The organism is Prolixibacter denitrificans, from assembly GCF_003014495.1.
GTDB classification, from domain to species: domain Bacteria; phylum Bacteroidota; class Bacteroidia; order Bacteroidales; family Prolixibacteraceae; genus Prolixibacter; species Prolixibacter denitrificans.
This window is the reverse complement of sequence record NZ_PYGC01000015.1, coordinates 19,479-38,584: the sequence shown is the minus strand read 5'-3', so window position 1 is coordinate 38,584 and position 19,106 is coordinate 19,479. Positions and strand designations below refer to the sequence as shown.

Annotated in this window: 12 protein-coding genes; 3 read left to right on the top strand and 9 right to left on the bottom strand. The window is 45.1% G+C overall.

The window, feature by feature from the left end; genetic code table 11:
* Positions 1–6: 6 nt before the first annotated feature.
* From CLV93_RS18920 to CLV93_RS18910, 3 genes are all read right to left on the bottom strand, one after another.
* A complete protein-coding gene (locus CLV93_RS18920) occupies positions 7–3,291 on the bottom strand; it encodes a SusC/RagA family TonB-linked outer membrane protein (protein WP_106543797.1) in 3,285 nt (1,094 codons plus the stop codon).
* 136 nt (positions 3,292–3,427) lie between these two features.
* Positions 3,428–4,630 carry a FecR family protein gene (locus CLV93_RS18915; protein ID WP_106543796.1) on the bottom strand — a complete coding sequence of 401 codons (1,203 nt, stop codon included), beginning with the start codon at positions 4,628–4,630 and terminating at the stop codon, positions 3,428–3,430.
* 323 nt (positions 4,631–4,953) lie between these two features.
* Entirely contained in the window at positions 4,954–5,559 is a 606-nt protein-coding gene (locus CLV93_RS18910) for an RNA polymerase sigma factor (protein WP_170108999.1), read from the bottom strand.
* Positions 5,560–6,018: 459 nt separating this feature from the next.
* Between CLV93_RS18910 and CLV93_RS18905 the strand changes: the two genes are divergently transcribed.
* The 3 genes from CLV93_RS18905 to CLV93_RS18895 all read left to right on the top strand — a co-directional run bounded on the left by CLV93_RS18905 (position 6,019) and on the right by CLV93_RS18895 (position 9,995).
* The gene (locus CLV93_RS18905; protein ID WP_106543794.1) at positions 6,019–6,468 is read left to right on the top strand and encodes a hypothetical protein; all 450 of its coding nucleotides are present in this window, start codon (positions 6,019–6,021) and stop codon (positions 6,466–6,468) included.
* A gap of 16 nt (positions 6,469–6,484) precedes the next feature.
* The gene (locus CLV93_RS18900; protein ID WP_211297916.1) at positions 6,485–7,237 is read left to right on the top strand and encodes an arylamine N-acetyltransferase family protein; all 753 of its coding nucleotides are present in this window, start codon (positions 6,485–6,487) and stop codon (positions 7,235–7,237) included.
* 319 nt (positions 7,238–7,556) lie between these two features.
* Positions 7,557–9,995: an alpha-ketoacid dehydrogenase subunit alpha/beta gene (locus tag CLV93_RS18895; protein ID WP_106543793.1), complete on the top strand. Its 2,439-nt coding sequence runs from the start codon at positions 7,557–7,559 to the stop codon at positions 9,993–9,995.
* A 555-nt stretch (positions 9,996–10,550) separates the two neighbouring features.
* Here CLV93_RS18895 and CLV93_RS18885 read toward each other — a convergent pair.
* The 6 genes from CLV93_RS18885 to CLV93_RS18860 form a co-directional block, all read right to left on the bottom strand.
* Positions 10,551–11,702, bottom strand: coding sequence for an aldose epimerase family protein (locus CLV93_RS18885; RefSeq protein ID WP_106543791.1), 1,152 nt, complete (start codon positions 11,700–11,702; stop codon positions 10,551–10,553).
* Positions 11,703–11,730: 28 nt separating this feature from the next.
* Positions 11,731–13,266, bottom strand: a complete 1,536-nt coding sequence (locus CLV93_RS18880; protein WP_106543790.1) for an alpha-N-arabinofuranosidase — start codon at positions 13,264–13,266, stop codon at positions 11,731–11,733.
* A 146-nt stretch (positions 13,267–13,412) separates the two neighbouring features.
* Positions 13,413–15,032 (bottom strand): ribulokinase, encoded by a 1,620-nt coding sequence (locus tag CLV93_RS18875; protein ID WP_106543821.1) that lies wholly within the window; start codon positions 15,030–15,032, stop codon positions 13,413–13,415.
* A 49-nt stretch (positions 15,033–15,081) separates the two neighbouring features.
* Positions 15,082–15,765 carry an L-ribulose-5-phosphate 4-epimerase gene (locus CLV93_RS18870; protein ID WP_106543789.1) on the bottom strand — a complete coding sequence of 228 codons (684 nt, stop codon included), beginning with the start codon at positions 15,763–15,765 and terminating at the stop codon, positions 15,082–15,084.
* A 111-nt stretch (positions 15,766–15,876) separates the two neighbouring features.
* Positions 15,877–17,385 (bottom strand): L-arabinose isomerase, encoded by a 1,509-nt coding sequence (gene araA, locus CLV93_RS18865; protein ID WP_106543788.1) that lies wholly within the window; start codon positions 17,383–17,385, stop codon positions 15,877–15,879.
* A gap of 31 nt (positions 17,386–17,416) precedes the next feature.
* Entirely contained in the window at positions 17,417–19,078 is a 1,662-nt protein-coding gene (locus CLV93_RS18860; RefSeq protein ID WP_106543787.1) for a sodium:solute symporter, read from the bottom strand.
* Between the last annotated feature and the right edge of the window lie 28 nt (positions 19,079–19,106).

Here is a 19,106-nt window from a genome sequence, read left to right as displayed (position 1 = left end):
TCTTCTTTAAAAGGTTAATTTAGCGCTTACGTAGTAAGTCCGATAGAATGGATATGAATTATAATCGAGACCTTGGGTCGTTGCGGAACCACCATTGGTACTAACCTCGGGATTAAAACCGGTATATTTGGTTATTGTAAACAAATTTTCTGCTCCGATTGCCACTCTGACTTTCCTTGCCAACTTATAATGCGGACTGATTTTATCAAATGGGATCGTATAACCGAGAGCAATATTTGTTAAACGAACAAAGCTAGCATCTTCAACAAACCGACTATTTACATAACTACCATATTGCACACCGTCATTTTTCTGGTAACCATTTCTCGGAATCTCATTTGAGGGATTTTCCTGCGTCCAGCGATCAAAAGTATTCCTTGTTCGGTTCGCATCCTCAAGCACAAGTTTCGTTACATTAAAAAGTTGGTTACCAAGGTTGGAATCAAAAAAGAATGAAAAATCAAGATCATGATAAGTGATTGTGTTACCAAGACCTATCACAATGTCAGGATTTCCGTCTCCTATCACAGTGCGATCATCTGCGGTAATTAATCCATCACCATTGATATCCTTAAATTTCGGGTCCCCTGGTACTGATTTGGGTTGCGGAGCATATGTCTCTCCTTTTTGAATGATTCCGTCAAATACGTAACCATAAATCGTGCTTAAAGGATATCCTTGCTGCAAAATAGAATACTCTTCCTGGTTATACCATCCCTGAGGCATGATACTTTCGTAATGTGGCTTATCATTGTTTAGTTCCAGAACCTTATTCTTGTTTTTAGAAAGATTCAGTGTCGTATTCCACGAAAAATGTGAAGATGAAATATTAGTGGTTTTGATGAATAGCTCAAACCCCTTATTCTCAATCTTTCCATTATTCCCCATCACAGATGAAAATCCTTGTGTGGAAATCGGAATCAGAATGGGATTCAATAAGTCAGAAGTCGTTTTTTTGTAATAATCAAAATTTACCTGAATCCTGTTTTTCAGCATCGTAAAATCAGTTCCCAAATCCAACTGGGCTGTTTGCTCCCACTTCAAATCGGCATTAGCCGGGTTGATTTTGTACATTCCCTTTTGAACGCCATTGCCTCCAAGGTAAACACTTCCGGTTCCAAATTTCGCCATTGAAAGATATGTTCCAATGCCATCATTACCTGTGATACCATAACTGGCGCGAAGCTTGATGCTTGAAAACAGTGGTTTAGAAAACTCCATCCAATTCTCATCTCCTATTTGCCAGGCTGTTGAAATAGCCGGAAAATATCCCCACTTGTTACCTTTACCAAAATTCGATGCACCATCGGCCCTTATTGACAGATTGACAATGTATTTATCATCTAAGACATACTCCGTGCGGGCGAAAAAAGAATTCTTAGTCGTTTTCCATTTATTCGAATAAATGGATTGAATATTTTTCCCAGCTCCAATATTATTAAATGAAAACTCGTCGGTTGCAAATCCGGAAGCGGTCATTCCATTTCCCTCACCAGTCTGCTCACTGTAAGTTGATCCAACCATTACTCTTACGTCGTGGATTTTGGCAATTTTCTTATGAAATGTCAACAGCGCATCTAACTGGTATTTATCACCTTTGTAGTTGTCTATTGATGCCAATCCATCAACCGACTTTCCTGTATTTGTTGTCTTCGGATAATATTGTTGGTTCTTACTATTACTGTTGCTGTATGTAAATTGAACTTTTCCTGTCAGGTTCTTCAAAATATCTGCTTCTCCAAATATCGAGGAATAATAATCATTGCCAATATTTTCGATGTCTGGTTCATACAACTGCTTTAGAATTTGAGGAACCCTACCAGGGTTGCCAAAAACATCACCTCCTTTAGGCACACTCATTGGAGACAACAGTAAAATATTATAAATCACATTGTCAACAGTAGAACGTGTTCCCATGTTCTGGTAGTTTTTATCTGAGCGGGCCATATAAATATTTGCACCGAAATTGACTCGGTCATTTAGTTTATATTTCATATTTATACGCCCCGTAAAGCGGTCAAATGAGGTATTCTGCAATATCCCCTCATCATTCAAATAACCGGCGATAATCGCCATCTTTAATTTATCCTCACCCCCGGTAATGGATAGCTGATGGTTTTTAGTAATCGCAGTTCTGGTTGTTAGTGCAAGCCAATCTGTACCTTTACCCTTGTATTTCAGCTCCTCTTCTGTGTATGGAGGATTGGTATCGTAGGTTCCGTTCTCTTTTGCCTGCCTGATATTAAATTGCATAATATCCTGGGCATTCTTTAAGTCAAATGGATTGTAGAGCGTTTTAAAGGATTGGTCGTATGAATAATTGACATTAAAAATGCCGTTTTTCCCTTGTTTGGTTGTAATCAGAATAACCCCGTTCGCTCCCCTTGCACCATAGATTGCCGTTGCAGCAGCATCTTTCAGAATTTCGATTGACTCGATATCCCCCGGGTTGATATCTTTCCCGAGCTCAGTTGGAAATCCGTCAACAACGTATAAAGGTTCATTATTAGAAGAAATGGAAGACGTTCCCCGAATGCGGATTGAGATACCGCCACCGGGTTCTGATGAATTCTGCCGCACGTACACACCAGCAGCCCTCCCTCTTAATATTTGAGCAGTATTGGTTACTACTCCCGCTTTGACATCTTCAGTTTTAATTGATGATATGGCACCGGAAACATCTCTTTTCCGCTGAATTCCGTATCCGACGGCAACTATTTCGTTCAGGGAAACTGACGATTCCTCTAATACTACATTTAACATGTTTTTCCCGGTAATATCCACATCCTTGGTAGCCATACCGATAAAAGAAAATTGGAGCATCCGGGTACCTACCGGTACGTTGATACTAAAATTCCCTTTTGCATCGGTTATTGTACCAGTAGTGGTTCCAACCACCCGTACGTTGACACCGGGTATGGGCTCTCCGTTACTGTCCAGCACGACACCCGACACCTTCCTTTCCTGTGGCTGGGTAGACTGCTGTGGAGGAGCTTCTCTCTCCCTGAGAATCACCTGATGGTCGCGAATATCATAAGCGACACCGGTCTCAGCACAGATTTGCTCCAAAACATCATAGATATTTTTATTTTCAATGTTCAGGGAATACTTTTTGGAGTAATCGAACAGATCATCCTTATAAATAAATACATAGTCGGTTGATTGTTCTACGGCTTTGATAACTTCCCGTATATTAGCATTTCTGAAATTGAATGTCAGATTGCTTTCCTGCGAAAAGCTTTTTCCGAAAGCCACAACTACAAGAAAAGTTAGTAGTAAGGTTAATTTCATCTTTCGAAAAGTTGTACGATTACTTTTCGAGCATAAGATATGCTCTAATCGCGTTTTTTTCATAATTTTGTACAATTAGTAGGTTATACACAAAATTTGCTAATCTTAGGCTGGATGAGGATGCCGCCTCACCAGCCTAATTTTTCATTATCTCATAATTATCTTTTCCTATTTGAACTATTTTCACTGAAGCGGTTTGTGACAACACATCCATCACTTCGTTTTTCTTTTCCGTTAACATCAACTTTCCGGAAATCTTTAGCATGCCGACCATTGGATCCTGGAAGGTGATACGGATATTATAAAAGCGTTCGAGTTTTCGGGTTACCCGGTTGAAGTCTGAACTGGCAAACTTCAGCATGCCGTCTTTCCAAAGGATGTAGTTTTCCACATCCACATGCCGGACTTTCGTTTCCTTGTTATCGCGATTGTAAGCCGCCATCTGGTTCGGAACCAAATCAATTGACTTATCAAACAGCCCTGCATTGTTTTGACGAATGCGCACTTTTCCCTCGGCCAGTGTTGTTTCGTATACATTGTCGGAAGGATAGGCTGAGACATTAAAGTGAGTTCCCAAAACTTCGACGTTGATATCGGTCGTTTGTACGATAAACGGATGTTTGGGATCTTTATGTACCTCGAAATATGCCTCACCAACGAGAAATACTTCCCGGTGCTTTCCTTCGAATACATCAGGATAAATGAGGCGACTGCCAGCGTTCAGGTAAATCTTCGTTCCGTCGGATAACAGCATCTCGGACGTTTTCCCGTAAGGAACGATGAGCTGATTCATCTCATTCGTTTTGCTGTCAGGCGTATCTTCCGATGATGCCACCTGGATGGAATCGTTAATCACCAGCTTTTTATTGCCAGCCTGGTAAGCAAACGTCGATTTGTCTTCCGCCAACTTGATGTGTTGTCCATTGGGACGAATCAGTGTTGTCATCGGTCCTGAGGGGTGACCGGAAATTTCCTCGGTAAGAAAACGTTGATCGCGGTTGTCCTTGCGGTAAAAGAGTAATGAACCAATGGAGAAGAACAGCAATGCTACTGCCGCGTAACGCGAAATAACAGTGACCAGTTTAATTGTCCGGCGCCCGCTTTGTCTCCGTTCTATTTCCTTGAGAATGCCGGAGAAAAGCATAATCTTTTGACTTTCGGAAAGGTCACTATCGATGGTGCGGAACTTTCCAACCACTTTTCGGGCCAGTAGAAGATTGGTTTTCTCTTCAGGATGCTCCCCAAGGTAATTCTCCCAATAGCGTTCGATGTCTTCATCGGGATGAAATACCCAATCGATAAAGCGTTTATCTTCTAAAAACTGACCAATCTTGTCCATTAACTTTTATGCTTTTAATAGAAGGGACAGCCAACTTCATTTTATGGACAGGATTTTTTAACTTTTTTTTAAGAAACTAAATACTTTTTTCATAATCCAACAGTAATACACTGATTGCATGCGCGTTGCAAAAATAATAAAAAGAGAGAAAAATTATGGGATGTCATGGAGTATTTCAATTTCCCACGGTTAAAAGCGTTCAGATCAGGAAAAAACAAACACTGTTTGGCTAGCACCTCAGAAAATCAACAGCAGAACAACATGAAAATTCGAAAAGACACAACACACCCCCTTCGAAACATTGAGTTAACATAGCAGTCATTTCAGGCCGTATGGGGAGAACCATTCGTATTATAGGAGAGAAAGAAGAGCAGAAGTAAATCGGGGTAATCGATGCTTTCGCGAACCGACTTAATGGCGCGGTAGACCTGCTTTCGGACAGATTCTACAGATATTCCCAACATGGAGGAAATCTCGGCGTATTCAAGACTCAGGTTGAACCTCAGATAAATAATCTCCTTTTGTTTGGCGGGCAAGCCGGTAATAATCCGCCTGACTTTTTCCAACACCATATTACTGGCTTCTTCTTCCATGTACTGTTCTTCGAAACTGTATTGTACATCGAACATGTCCACATCATTAATCTGACGCTTTTCAAGCCGGCGATACTTCTGCAGTTTTCGTATCAGTACCCTTTTCAACGCGACAATCAGATAGAGTCGCAGGTTCCTGGTGATGTTGGATTTCTTGCGTTTATCGTACAGATCGAGAAAAACTTCCTGGATGGAATCTTTGACCATGCCTTCATCCGGACTCAGCTTACTTCCATAGCGATATAAATCGTCGATAAAAAGATTATAAAGTTCAGCAAAAGCTTCTTTATCATCCTCTTGGACAATTTGCTCCCATAAAATATGAATCCTTTCCATTCCGGACAGAGACATGCTGTAAATACCAAATTAGTTTTCCCTTTTCCAGGGTAAAGAACGCAAAATTGTTACAGATAAACAATGGTTCAATTGCTGACACAGAATATCATTGCCACCATTTATAAAGCTTGCTGCTGAATAGAGACAGCAAAAGAATTACTAGCATATCATTCAATATCAAACACTTTACCGCAATTGACTTTTACCGTACCGGCCGGGAAAAATAGCCGGGGAGATTGCCAATTTAAGAAGTGACTACCAGTTTCTCCGGAGTCTTACATGCTGGTATCAATCGGGCTTACGTACCATATAAAAGTATTTTCTTCCTAAAAGGAAAACCGAAAATTTCGGGACAGAACAAGTATTCAATTGTTAAAAAATGGTCTTTTTTCAGGATATTATGGCATTTCCTGACCTGTAGCTCTTCCATTCCTGATCTAAATTCCTTAGCTTTAGGATATGAAGGAATTCTCCCCCCATAACAGCCACCAGCAGGAAAAGCGGGTCGCTAACGAAGAACTGGATAGTTTCCGGTTGATATCGAGGCCTCACTCCCTGAAACTTCTGAAGCAGACAGAAAAGGAGAGACAGATTATTCTGCAATGTACCATCCTTCCCGGGACACTCTCCGGCGTCATTGGTCCGGTGCGTATCTGGCCAACTACTTACCTTGTCGATCGTGAAAATAACCACAGGAGTCAATTGATTGATGCCTGGAACATTGCGCTATATCCCGATTGGTATTCCGTTCCCGACCGGAAGAAGATTCACCGGATAACGCTGGTTTTCTCGGCGCTTCACGATGATTGCAAACAGTTCGATTTAGTAGAGGATATTCCTGAAAAAGGGGCATTCGTGGTCAAGAACATTGTGCGCAACAAACTGGGAGTTTACGAAGTACAGATTTAGGTTGGCGAACAAACGAATGATAAATAACGAAGCGTACCTGCAGCGCATTTTTTACGATGGGCCGACATCCGTTTCGCTCCAAACAGTAACACAATTACAAAAGGCTCACGTACTCCATGTTCCATTCGAAAATCTGGACATTCATCAAAAAGTCCCGATTGAACTCAACATCGATCATATTTACAACAAAGTCATAAATCAACACCGGGGAGGATTTTGCTACGAGCTGAACGGTTTGTTTTATGAATTACTGAAGTGTTTGGGCTTCGAAGTCCGGCGAATTTCTGCCCGTGTTTACCACGCCAATGAATACGCTCCCGAGTACGACCACCTGGCGATTGTAGCCACCATCGACGGAAAGGAATATCTGACCGATGTCGGTTTTGGAGAATTCACTTTTTCGCCCCTGCGGCTCGATACAACGGAGCTACAACACGATGAAAGAGGCACTTTCCGGATTGACCGGTATGAAACATTCTGCTATCGGGTAAATAAGCAGGAAGATAATGTTTGGCAATCGGTTTACGTATTCGAAAACAGACACCGTGAATTCAGGGAGTTTGAAGCCATGTGCCGTTATCACCAAACCAGTCCGGAGTCGCCTTTCACAAAAAGCCGCCTAATTAAAAGACCTACCTGCACCGGCCGCATTACACTGACAAACGATACCCTCAAGATCAGTGAAAACGGCCACCCAGCTGAAGAAAAACCTGTCAATGGCGCGGAAGAATTTGCCACCTACCTGGACTCCTATTTCGGGATCCGATGAATCGGAACGGGCTTCCCTTTTATACTCCCAAATCAGAATTACCTCATAATGCTGCCTTCAATAAAACATTTCCCTGCTGGTAATTACCCCTTCTGCGCGAAAGAAATTGCTTCGGACAAATGAACGAAATGAAACATTCGTTGTTTTCAGATTGGAAAAAGCTTAATCAATTCTTGTATTTATGGTACGATTGAGTCGAATATTAGGTGAAGAATATAGGTTAAACCTGAAAAAAATGGGGCAGCGTGATATTTGTCTCTTTTATTAAGATTAAATCTTTATAATTTTCACGTCGAAAGAAAATACTAAGCAAGCTCATATGTCAACATTAGAAATCCCTTATGGGAAAGTTCTTAAAAATTTGTCCAAAGAAGATATCCTGAATGACTACAAGCTGGCCCACCTTAGCCGGCAAATCAGTGTTATCGGACGCAAGGAGGTGTTAAGGGGTAACGCCGAATTCGGAATCTTTGGAGATGGAAAAGAGATCGCTCAGTTGGCAGCCGCCCATTTTTTCAGAGAGGGCGACTGGCGTTCAGGTTATTATCGCGACCAGACGTTTATGCTGGCTACCGGGATGACCACTCCCGAAGAACTATTTGCACAATTGTACGGCGACACGGATGCTAAAGCCAATCCCGGCAATGCCGGTCGCTCCATGGTTAACCACTACGGTACACCCAATGTAACTCCCGACGGCAAGTGGCTCAACCTGGTCGAACAAAAAAACACTTCCTCCGACATCGCTCCCACTGCCGGTCAAATGCCTCGTATGGTTGGACTGGCATACGCATCGAAACTTTACCGGAACAATAAAGACTTACACGAGTACACTCAGTTTTCCGACCTAGGTAACGAAGTGGTTTTTGGTACCATTGGCGACGCCAGTTCGGCCGAAGGACACTTTTGGGAAACCATCAATGCATCGGCAGTATTGCAGGTTCCGCTGGCACTCTCGGTATGGGACGACGGCTACGGCATTTCCGTACCCGGAAAATACCAGATTGCCAAGGCCAACATTTCAGAAGTACTAAGTGGTTTTGAGAAACGAAACAACGACGAAAACGGAATCCTGATTTACCGTGCGAAAGGATGGGATTATCCCCGCCTGCTGGAAATGTATGGCGAAGGCGTTGCCCGTTGCCGTGAAAAGCACATTCCGGTTCTTTTCCATGTGAATGAGCTGACCCAGCCGATGGGACACTCATCATCGGGTTCTCACGAGCGTTACAAGCCGAAGGAGCGCCTGAAATGGGAAACCGAATTCGATGCGATTGTGAAAATGAAAGAGTGGTTGCTGGTGGAAGGAATTGCCACCGAAGAGGAACTAAAATCGCTCGAGAAAGAGGCAGAAGATATTGCACGAAAAGCAAAAGACAAAGCCTGGAAAAACATCAAAACACCGGTGCAGAAAGAGCGCGACGAACTGGTTCGTATCGTTGAAGGCCGCTCCTGTAGCTGTGTGGATACACGCAGTGATGAAGTAGATGCTATCGCTGATTCGCTCAAAAAGCTCAAGTATCCCATTCGGAAAGATACCGTTAGTTCGGCCAGAAAAATCATGCGGAATGTTTGCCGCACGTGCCCGGCTAAACGAAGCCTTCAGCATCAGCTTTCCAACTGGCTGAAAGAACAAGGCGTACAAAACCACGAACGATACAGCAGCAAACTATACAGTGAAACGGATTTTGCAGCCGTTAAATCGACTGCAGTTCCCCCGGTATTTACCGATAAATCGGAAACCATTCCGGGCCGCGAAGTATTGCTGCGGAACTTCGATAAACTCTTTGCCAAATACCCGCTGCTGGTCACCTTTGGCGAAGATACCGGCGCATTGGGCGATGTGAACAAAGGACTGGAAGGCATGCAGGCCAAGTATGGCGAACTCAGGGTAACCGATACCGGTATCCGCGAAACCACTATCCTTGGACAAGGAATCGGTCTCGCTTTGCGCGGAATGCGTCCCATTGTCGAGATTCAGTATTTCGACTATATCCTGTATGCGCTGCAAACGCTTAGCGACGATTTAGCCACACTGCACTGGAGAACTGCCGGCGCACAAAAAGCACCGGTGATTGTCCGTACCCGTGGCCACCGCCTGATTGGTATCTGGCACTCCGGTTCACCACTCAGCATGATCATCAACTCCATTCGCGGTATCCATGTTTGCGTACCACGCGATATGACTCAGGCAGCCGGTATGTACAACACGCTGTTGGAATCGGATGACCCGGCACTGGTGATTGAATCACTCAACGGTTACCGCATTCGCGAGAAATGTCCGGAGAACCTCGGTGAGTTTAAAGTGCCGCTCGGTATTCCGGAAATTATACATGAAGGAACCGACGTGACTTTGGTAACTTATGGTTCTTGTGTACGTATTGCACAGGAAGCCGTGAAACAATTGGATGACTTTGGCATTAGCGTGGAACTGATCGACGTGCAAACACTGTTGCCGTTCGATACCACCGGCGTTATCGGTAAATCGCTTTCGAAGACCAACCGCATTGTCTTCTTCGACGAGGACGTGCCGGGAGGAACTACGGCTTTCATGATGCAGCAGGTAATGGAGAAACAGCACGGATACTTCCAACTCGACTCAGCACCGAAAACCATTACCGCCGAGTCACACCGACCGGCCTATTCAACCGACGGTGATTACTTCTCCAACCCGAATGCCGAAGATGTGTTTGACGCTGTATACGAGATGATGAGCGAAACCGACCCAAAACAGTTTCCGCCCATTTATCCGGAATAAAGAGAGAAGTTTTTCTATAACGATACAACACAAACCTGACAGGTTTCAAAAGCCTGTCAGGTTAACTTTTTAGTAGCCAAACATCAAAATTTGACATTTCGCTACTTTTTTGTCGCCCTGCCAAACAATTTATTCGCCCTTCTCAATTTATATGTTCCCTGCTCAATTATTTATTTCCCTGCCAAACAACTTGTCATCCCTTGCAGGGGTTTTACCCCTCTTTGCAGCTATTTTTGCAGTCTTTGCAACCTTTGGGGGAATCTTTGCAGGATTTTTGGGGGCCTTTGCAGCTCAGGAGGCCTTCCTGCCCGGCAGGAAGGCCGCGAAAGCCAGCCGGACAGACGAAAAATGAAACAGGAATGCTGACAGAGATAAAAGAATTGCTTTCCGGGAAACCGGAAAACGAAAAACCAACACCGGAGGTATTGAAAGAGATAAAAAAAACAGGTTGAAACCGGAAAGTTCCAACCTGTCTAATCTAAACCTGATGATTATAAATTATAATCACTAACTGAATACTGAAGTCTTATCAGACTTCCACTAAAACACAATTTTTTATTTCATTACCGAAAAACGGTAGATACACTCATGCTGATAGGTTTGTCCCGGCTTTAATGTTGTAGTCGGGAACTGTGGCTTGTTCGGAGAATCGGGATAATGCTGTACTTCGAGGCAGAAAGCACTGCGATGCTCGTAGGGCTTACCTGATTTGCCAATCTCCTGACCGTTTAGGAAGTTACCAGTATAGAACTGAATTCCAGGCTGGTCGGTTAACACATCCATTTTGATCCCCGATACCGGAGAATAAACGGTTGCGGCCAATGCCACACTGTCGCTTTTGTTGTTCAGCACCCAGTTGTGGTCGTAACCTCCTGCGTACTTCAACTGCGTATTATCGGCGTTGATGCGCTCGCCAATGGGCGTCGGATTCGTGAAATCAAACGGTGTTCCGGTAACCGATTCGATTATGCCTGTTGGAATCAACGTAGAATCAACCGGCGTAATGCTGTCGGCGTTCAACATCATCACATGGTCGAGAATGGTTTTGGAGCCCTCTCCCGAAAGGTTGAAATACGAGTGATTGGTCAGGTTCAACACCGTTGGCTTATCGGTGGTTGCCTTGTAATCAATCTTCAGTCCGTTTTGCGGAGTCAATTCGTACGTTACCGTGACATCCAAATCACCCGGGTAACCTTCTTCCATATCAGGAGAATGATAAGTAAACTGAATTTTGGAATCGCTCAGTTTCTTGGCATTCCAAATCACAGCAAAGTAACCTTTCGGACCACCGTGCAGACTGTTCTTACCATCGTTGGCAACGAGATTGTAATTTACACCGTCAAGCGTAAATTTTGCATCACCAATACGGTTCGCATAACGACCAATCGCTGCACCGAAATAGGTTTGCGGACGGTTGATGTAGTCGTTCAGGTTATCGTAACCCAGAACAACATCCGTCGGTTTTCCGTTTTTGTCGGGCACACAAAGTGCAACAACACGGGCACCGTAATTGGTCACTTTCATTCCAATGCCATTCTGACCAACAAGGGTATACAGCTTGACCTGCTTACCATCGACTGTTTGATCGAATTTTTCCGGATTAATCTTCTGAACGGCCGGCGTAAATACCGATGGTTTCGATTGCGGCTGACAACTCATCATCACGACCGCCAAAACCAGAGAAAGAATTGTTAAACTCGTTTTCATGGTGCTATATTTTAGAAATGCGTTATACTTATTTCAACTGAACCAATACAACAGAATGCGCCGGCAGCGTAATATTCAGCTTACCGTTTTTCGGTTTTGCTACCGCGAAGTCCTTCATGGTTACTTCCGGTTTCTTACCGAAATCGTTGTACGACTCCATAGACTGACCATCGACAATTTTTCCGGATGCTTCCTTGTAGTTCACACCAGGAATATCACATTCCAGTGACTCGGCCTTTTCCGGATCCAAGTTACAAAGAGTTATACTCAATACACCATTTTTTACAGATGCTGAAGAGCTGATAGCCGGAATGCTGTCGCCTTTGTATGTATAAGATGCGCTTTTCAGGTTCATCGGTACCAGACGTGCATCCTGATGTACACTGTACATTTTGTAAACGTAATAAGTGGGCGTCAGCACCATCTGCTTGCCTTTGGTCAGGATAACTGACTGCAGCACGTTGATCATCTGTGCGATGTTGGCCATCTTCACGCGGTCGGCGTGTTTGTTGAAAATATTCAGGTTGACACCGGCAACCAGCGCATCGCGCATGGTGTTCTGCTGATACAGGAATCCGGGATTCGTTCCGGGCTCAACATCAAACCAGTCACCCCACTCGTCGACAATCAAACCAACGCGGTGTTGCGGATCGTAGTGATCCATGATAGCCGTATGGCGACGAATCAGTTCGTCCATGTACAGCGTCTTCTTCAGGGTGGTAAACCATTCATCCTCGTTGAAACCGGTAGCTGCCCCTTTATGATGCCAGTTATGAGGGATAGTATAATAATGGAGTGAAAGCCCCTGGATCAGGTTCGGGTGACGCATCGCTTTTTTCATTACCGTTTCCGTCCAGTTGTAATCGTCAACGTTCGGTCCGCTGGCAATTTTATACGGAGCACTCCACATGAAAGTTGAGAAGCGATTAAACAAGTCAGCGTAGTAATCGGGTGTCATGTTACCACCACATCCCCACGATTCGTTTCCAACACCCCAGTATTTCACGTTCCAAGGATCCTGACGGCCGTTTTTCTTACGGAGACGCGTCATCGGGCTATCGTTGTTCGAATTCACATACTCAACCCACTGAGAGGCTTCCTGAACTGTTCCGGAACCAACGTTCACGCTGATATATGGCTCAGCTCCTACCAGCTCGCAGAAATCGAGAAATTCATTCGTACCAAAGCTGTTATCTTCGGTTACTCCTCCCCAGTTCACATTCACAATGGATGGGCGCTTATCTTTCGGTCCGATTCCATCTTTCCAGTGATAGGTGTCAGCAAAACAGCCGCCGGGCCAGCGAATAACCGAAACCTTCATCGCCTTCAGTGCATTCACTACATCGGTACGGTAACCATCAATATTCGGAATATCCGATTTCTCCCCAACATAAATTCCACCATAAATACCATGACCGAGATGCTCGGCAAACTGGCCGTAAATTTCTTTATTGATTTTTGTCTTGGCTTCGTCAGGATACACCGTCAACCGGTTTTCCTGTGCCATGAGTTTTACTGAAAACAACAAAAGCAGGGCAACTACCCCAAATTTTAAATGCTTCATGGTTGGATGTTTAATTCGTTTTTAGTTTTAACTAATTGGATTGCGTTCGATTTTGCTTGGTTGAACCAGTTCTGATAGTATGGTCCGGCACGGGAAAATCCGCCGCCGGACCTTTCTAATCAAAAAACGGTTTCTATTGCGAAAGATTAGATTTTTCCTAATTCGATGTATCGCTTGTATATCTCGTTATACTGAGCTGCGTTCTCAGCGATCGGATAATAAGTCTTCTCGAAACCTTGCCCCATGGCCGACTGAGCTTCTTCCACTGAAGAATAAACTCCTGCAGCAACCGCAGCAAACATAGCAGCTCCCAGCGCCATCGCCTGCTCCGATACCGACACTTTAATCGGCATATTCAGCACATCGGCCATGGTCTGCATCACGAAGGGTGATTTCTTTGCCACACCGCCAATACCAACTACTTCTTTGATTTCGATGCCGTGCTCAGCAAACCTGTCGGTAATCGCGCGTGAACCAAAGGCAGTTGCTTCCACCAACGCACGGAAAATACGCGGAGCTGATGAACCCAGGTTCAAACCGGCAATGGTTCCGGTAACGGTCTGGTCGGCATCCGGTGTACGACGACCGTTGAGCCAGTCGGTAGCCACAATGGTTGATTCTTCTACCGGAATCTTAGCTGCCTCTTCCGACAATGCCGGCAGGATTTTATCTTCGATAGCTTTCCGCTGAGCCTCATCATCGAGGAATTGCAGCGGCCAGCTTAATACATTCTTAAACCACGCATAGATATCACCAAATCCTGACTGTCCAGCTTCCAGACCAACCATGCCGGGAATAACCGAACCATCAACCTGCCCACAGATGCCTGGAATAAGCTTGTTCTCCATTTCTTCGTACGGAGCCACCAGGATATCACAGGTAGAAGTACCGATGGCACGTACCAGTGTATTCGGTGTTATCTCAGCGCCAACTGCTCCCATGTGGCAGTCAAAGGCACTCACGCCAACGACAACATCGGTTGACAAACCGAGTTTTTCTGCCCATTCGGGAGAAAGCGTTCCGGCGGCCGCATCGGAAGTATAGGTTTCGTCGAAAAGATTATCGCGCAAACCAGCCAGTTCAGGTCCGAGTGTTGTCAGGAATTTCTCGTCAGGAAGGCCGTTCCATTCCGGATCCCACATCGCTTTATGACCAGCAGCACAACGACCACGTTTCAGGTCTTTCAATCCGGTGGTACCGGTAATCAATGCCGGAAGCCAGTCACAATACTCCACCCATGAAGTAGCTTTGGCTTTTACCGCTTCATCTTCCCGAAGAACGTGCAGCACTTTGGCCCACACCCATTCTGATGAGTAAATACCACCTTCGTATTTCACGTAATCGATGTCCCATTCTTTCGAAAGCTTGTTAATCTCATCAGCCTCTTTCACGGCCGTATGATCTTTCCAGAGGATGAACATCGCGTTGGGATTCTCTTCGAATCCGGGCAACAGTGCCAGCGGAGTTCCGTTTTCGTCGGTCAAAGCGGGCGTACTTCCGGTGGTATCGAACGAGATACCCACCACATTTTCGGCCACACCTGCCGGACATTTGGCCAGCGCTTCCTTTACCGATGCTTCCAGCACTTCGATGTAATCGAGCGGATGTTGACGATATTGATTCTTCGCCGGATCGCAATACTTGCCTTCCATCCAGCGGGGATAGTTTCTTACGGCAGCAGCCAACTCTTTTCCGTTGCTGGCATCCACTACCAACGCACGACACGAGTCACTTCCGTAATCAATCCCGATAACGTATTTTGTCATGATGTAACGATTTTCTAAAGGTTTGTCTTCCGGTTGAACCGGAAATGATTTATTGGCCGTAATAAGCGTTTTTACCATGCTTCCGCTCATAGTGCTTCTTCACCAAATGCGGATTCATGGTCAGATCCGGGTTATTCATGAAGGCAAACGTTGCCATCTTGGAAATCTCTTCCATAACAACTGCATTATGAACAGCGTTGTGCGCATCTTTTCCCCACGAAAACGGTCCGTGGTTCTTCACCAGCACACCAGGGATTTCCATCGGCTTCAGCTGAGCAAATGTCTCCACAATCACATGGCCGGTTTCTTTTTCATACTCACTAAAAACTTCTTCTTCGGTCATATCGCGTGTACACGGAATGTCGTTGGCAAAGTAATCGGCGTGTGTTGTCCCGATAATCGGCAACGCCTTTCCCGACTGCGCCCAGGCAGTGGAATAAGTAGAATGTGTATGCACTACCCCACCGATTTCCGGAAATTCCTTATAAAGCACCAGGTGCGTGGGCATATCCGACGACGGTTTCATATTTCCTTCCACCACATTGCCATCCATATCCACAACGACCATATCAGAGGCTTTCATCACCGAATAATCCACACCGCTCGGCTTGATAACGAACAGCCCTTTCTCCCGATCGATGCCACTCACGTTTCCCCATGTAAAAATCACGAGACCGTGTTTCACGAGATCCAGATTCGCCTGAAAAACCTCTTCTTTTAACTGCTCTAACATGATTCAACTTTTTTAAGGTTGAGAAAACGGTCCGGAAGGTAAAACCTTAAAAAACCAGAAAGCCAGAACCTCCGGACCGCTACTTTATTTTTTTATCCGCTTTGCGCGAAATCAATTGATTCCGCCTTTCAGCATGTAGTACACTTCGTTCCAGCGAAGTTCTTTCTTCAGTTCCGATACTTTGGTATCCTTGTCAATCAGGATATATTCCACATCGGCCAGCTCAGCAAAATCTTCCACGAATTCAGGAGTGAGCGCCAACGTGAAAACCGAGTGGTGAGTACCGCCGGCATAAATCCAGGCAGCTGCACCATCTTCCAGGTTTGGATGCGTTTTCCACAGTGCACGAGCTACCGGAAGTTTCGGAAGATCCTGGTAAGGTTCGATGACATCCAGCGTATTCACAATCACGCGGAAACGGTTACCCATATCGATGAGTGTTACGTTCATGGCATCGCCTGTTTCGCTGTCGAACACCAGACGGGCCGGAGCATCTTTGCCACCAATTCCCAGCGGATGAACTTCCAGCTTCGGTTTTTTGGCAGCAATCGACGGACAGATTTCCAACATGTGCGAACCGAGAACAGCCGGAGCCGCCGGATCGAGATGGTACGTATAATCTTCCATGAACGAGCTACCGCCCTTCAATCCCGTTGACATCGTCTTAATGATGCGCAGCATGGCAGCCTGTTTCCAGTCACCTTCGGCACCGAAACCATATCCGGCAGCCATCAGACGCTGAGAAGCCAGTCCCGGCAACTGTGAAAGTCCGGTCAGGTTTTCAAAGTTTGTGGTGAATGCCTTGAAATCACCGTCTTCCATGAAACGTTTCAATGCAATTTCGTAACGGGCCTGTACGCGAACGTTCTCATAATACTCACCGCCTTTTTTGCAATTGTCGGCCACATCATACAGCTTGTTGTATTCTTCCACCAATGCATCCACATCAGCATCGCTTACCGCATCGACGTATTTTACCAAATCGCCAACACCGAAAGCGGAGATCTGCCAACCGAATTTGATTTGTGCTTCCACTTTATCGCCTTCGGTAACAGCTACCTCGCGCATGTTATCACCGAAGCGAGCTACTTTCAGTCCCTGAGAATCAGCCCAACCAATGGCAGTGCGGCACCATGCGCCCACTTTTGCCTGCACTTCTTCGTCCTGCCAGTGACCAACAACTACTTTCCGGTTCTTCCGCATGCGTGCGTTGATGAAACCATACTCACGGCCACCATGCGCACTCTGGTTCAGGTTCATGAAATCCATGTCGATTTCATCCCACGGAATATCACGGTTGAATTGTGTGTGCAAATGCATATAAGGCTTATTCAATGTCTTCAGACCAGCAATCCACATTTTTGCCGGTGAGAAGGTGTGCATCCAGGTAATTACACCAATACACGATGCATCAGAATTCGCTTCAACACAAATATTCAGTATTTCGTCAGGAGTTTTTACCACCGGTTTGAAAACCACTTCTACCGGCAGTTTTTCTGACGCATTCAAACCTTTTACGATGGTTTCGGAGTCTGTATCAACTTGCTTGAGCGTCTCCGGACCATACAAATGCTGGCTTCCGGTGACGAACCAAACAACTTTTTGATTGTGTTCTTTCATGATAATATTACTTGTTTTGAAAAATTATTTCTTACCAGAAATAGATGTAAAAACCAATGATAAAGGCAATTACTATCAATGAATTGATAACGTCCCACTTATTCCAGCTGGCACGGGTCAAAGCAATCTCCTCAGCGGTAGCAGAACGGAAATAAAGTCCTTTGATCTTGGATGGCTCTTTAGCTTCAGTGAAGTAACTGATGATTACCATCAACAGAATAATGACAATAAACAAGGCAATCTCATAGTGCAACCAGTTTGGCGCTACAATAAACTTGAAGAAGAAGTTATTCGGGTCGAATGAGCTAGCAAATATCTTCATACCCAAACGCATCATTCCAAGGAAAAAGCCGATAACCAATCCCCAGTAACCAGCGGCCGGAGTGGTCTTCTTGGAAACAACCCCCAACAGGAATACTGCGGCAATACCCGGAGCCAGCAACGACTGAACATCCTGCAGATACTGATAAAGCACTTGCCCCATCCCTTTCATAACCGGTATCCAGAGGATACCCAGGACCACAATTACTGCAGTGGCAATTCGTCCCACACGTACCAATTGTTTTTCCGGGGCATTCGGACGGTATTTTTTATAGAAATCTACCGTGAAGAGCATAGCTGAAGAGTTGAAAAGTGAGGCCAGAGAACTCATCAAAGCTGCCAGGATACCTCCTACTACCACGCCGCGGAAACCAGCCGGCAATAATACTCTCACCAGCGTTGAAAATGCTGCATCACTACTTTTCAGGTCAATCAAACCTTTTTGATTCAAGGCAAAAGCAATCATACCCGGAATCAGGAAAAGGAATACAGGAGTCAGCTTCAGGTAGGCACCAAAAATAGAACCGCGGCGGGCCTGAGTCTGGTCTCTTCCCGAAAGGACACGCTGAACGATATACTGGTCCGTATTCCAATACCAGAAACCAATAATGGCCGATCCTAATATCACCCCGGTCCATGGGAATTCAGGGTCATTGGCTGAGCGAATCACACTGGCCATACTGTCACCAGTCGCCGTCTTGGCTGCGCGGGTAATTTCCATCAGCTGATCCCAACCTCCCAGCATGTGCAAACCTGTAACCAGAATCACAATGGAACCGATTAACAAGATGGGGGTCTGTAATACCGATGTATACAGCACAGCTTTCATTCCGCCGAACGTCGTGTACAAACCGGTTATCACCACCAGTCCAATGGCACTCACCCAGAAGAAATCGACGTGATAGCCCAATAAGGTTATGTACTGAATATTAAAAACACTTTTGAAAACGACACCACCGGCATAAACCGTTACGGCCACTTTTGTCAACACATAACTTACCAATGAAATGATAGACAAAAACGAGCGTGATTTGGAATTGTAACGTCTCTCCAGGAATTCAGGCATCGTATACACACCGCTACGTGCATAAAGCGGAACGAACAACCATCCCAGCATAAGAATTAACCATCCCTGCATCTCCCACGATGCCATTGCCATTCCACTTTCAGCACCGGCACCGGCCAGTCCTACCAAGTGTTCAGAACCGATATTGGATGCGAAAATGGATGCACCAATCGCAATCCAGGTAGCATCGCGACCTGCCAAAAAGTAATCAGATGAGGTATCGTCCTTTTGTCTAATCACCCAGACGATAATCCCTATCATCAACAGGAAGAATCCTCCCAATACGAGCCAGTCTAATAAAGCCATAATCTACGATTTAATTGTTTAATTGGTT

Excerpts from the sequence above, each read along its gene's own strand:
- CLV93_RS18920 (WP_106543797.1), bottom strand. The coding sequence starts at position 3,291 with ATGAAATTAACCTTACTACTAACTTTTCTTGTAGTTGTGGCTTTCGGA.
- CLV93_RS18915 (WP_106543796.1), bottom strand. The coding sequence starts at position 4,630 with ATGGACAAGATTGGTCAGTTTTTAGAAGATAAACGCTTTATCGATTGG.
- CLV93_RS18910 (WP_170108999.1), bottom strand. The coding sequence starts at position 5,559 with ATGGAAAGGATTCATATTTTATGGGAGCAAATTGTCCAAGAGGATGAT.
- CLV93_RS18905 (WP_106543794.1), top strand. The coding sequence starts at position 6,019 with ATGAAGGAATTCTCCCCCCATAACAGCCACCAGCAGGAAAAGCGGGTC.
- CLV93_RS18900 (WP_211297916.1), top strand. The coding sequence starts at position 6,485 with ATGATAAATAACGAAGCGTACCTGCAGCGCATTTTTTACGATGGGCCG.
- CLV93_RS18895 (WP_106543793.1), top strand. The coding sequence starts at position 7,557 with ATGTCAACATTAGAAATCCCTTATGGGAAAGTTCTTAAAAATTTGTCC.
- CLV93_RS18885 (WP_106543791.1), bottom strand. The coding sequence starts at position 11,702 with ATGAAAACGAGTTTAACAATTCTTTCTCTGGTTTTGGCGGTCGTGATG.
- CLV93_RS18880 (WP_106543790.1), bottom strand. The coding sequence starts at position 13,266 with ATGAAGCATTTAAAATTTGGGGTAGTTGCCCTGCTTTTGTTGTTTTCA.
- CLV93_RS18875 (WP_106543821.1), bottom strand. The coding sequence starts at position 15,032 with ATGACAAAATACGTTATCGGGATTGATTACGGAAGTGACTCGTGTCGT.
- CLV93_RS18870 (WP_106543789.1), bottom strand. The coding sequence starts at position 15,765 with ATGTTAGAGCAGTTAAAAGAAGAGGTTTTTCAGGCGAATCTGGATCTC.
- araA (WP_106543788.1), bottom strand. The coding sequence starts at position 17,385 with ATGAAAGAACACAATCAAAAAGTTGTTTGGTTCGTCACCGGAAGCCAG.
- CLV93_RS18860 (WP_106543787.1), bottom strand. The coding sequence starts at position 19,078 with ATGGCTTTATTAGACTGGCTCGTATTGGGAGGATTCTTCCTGTTGATG.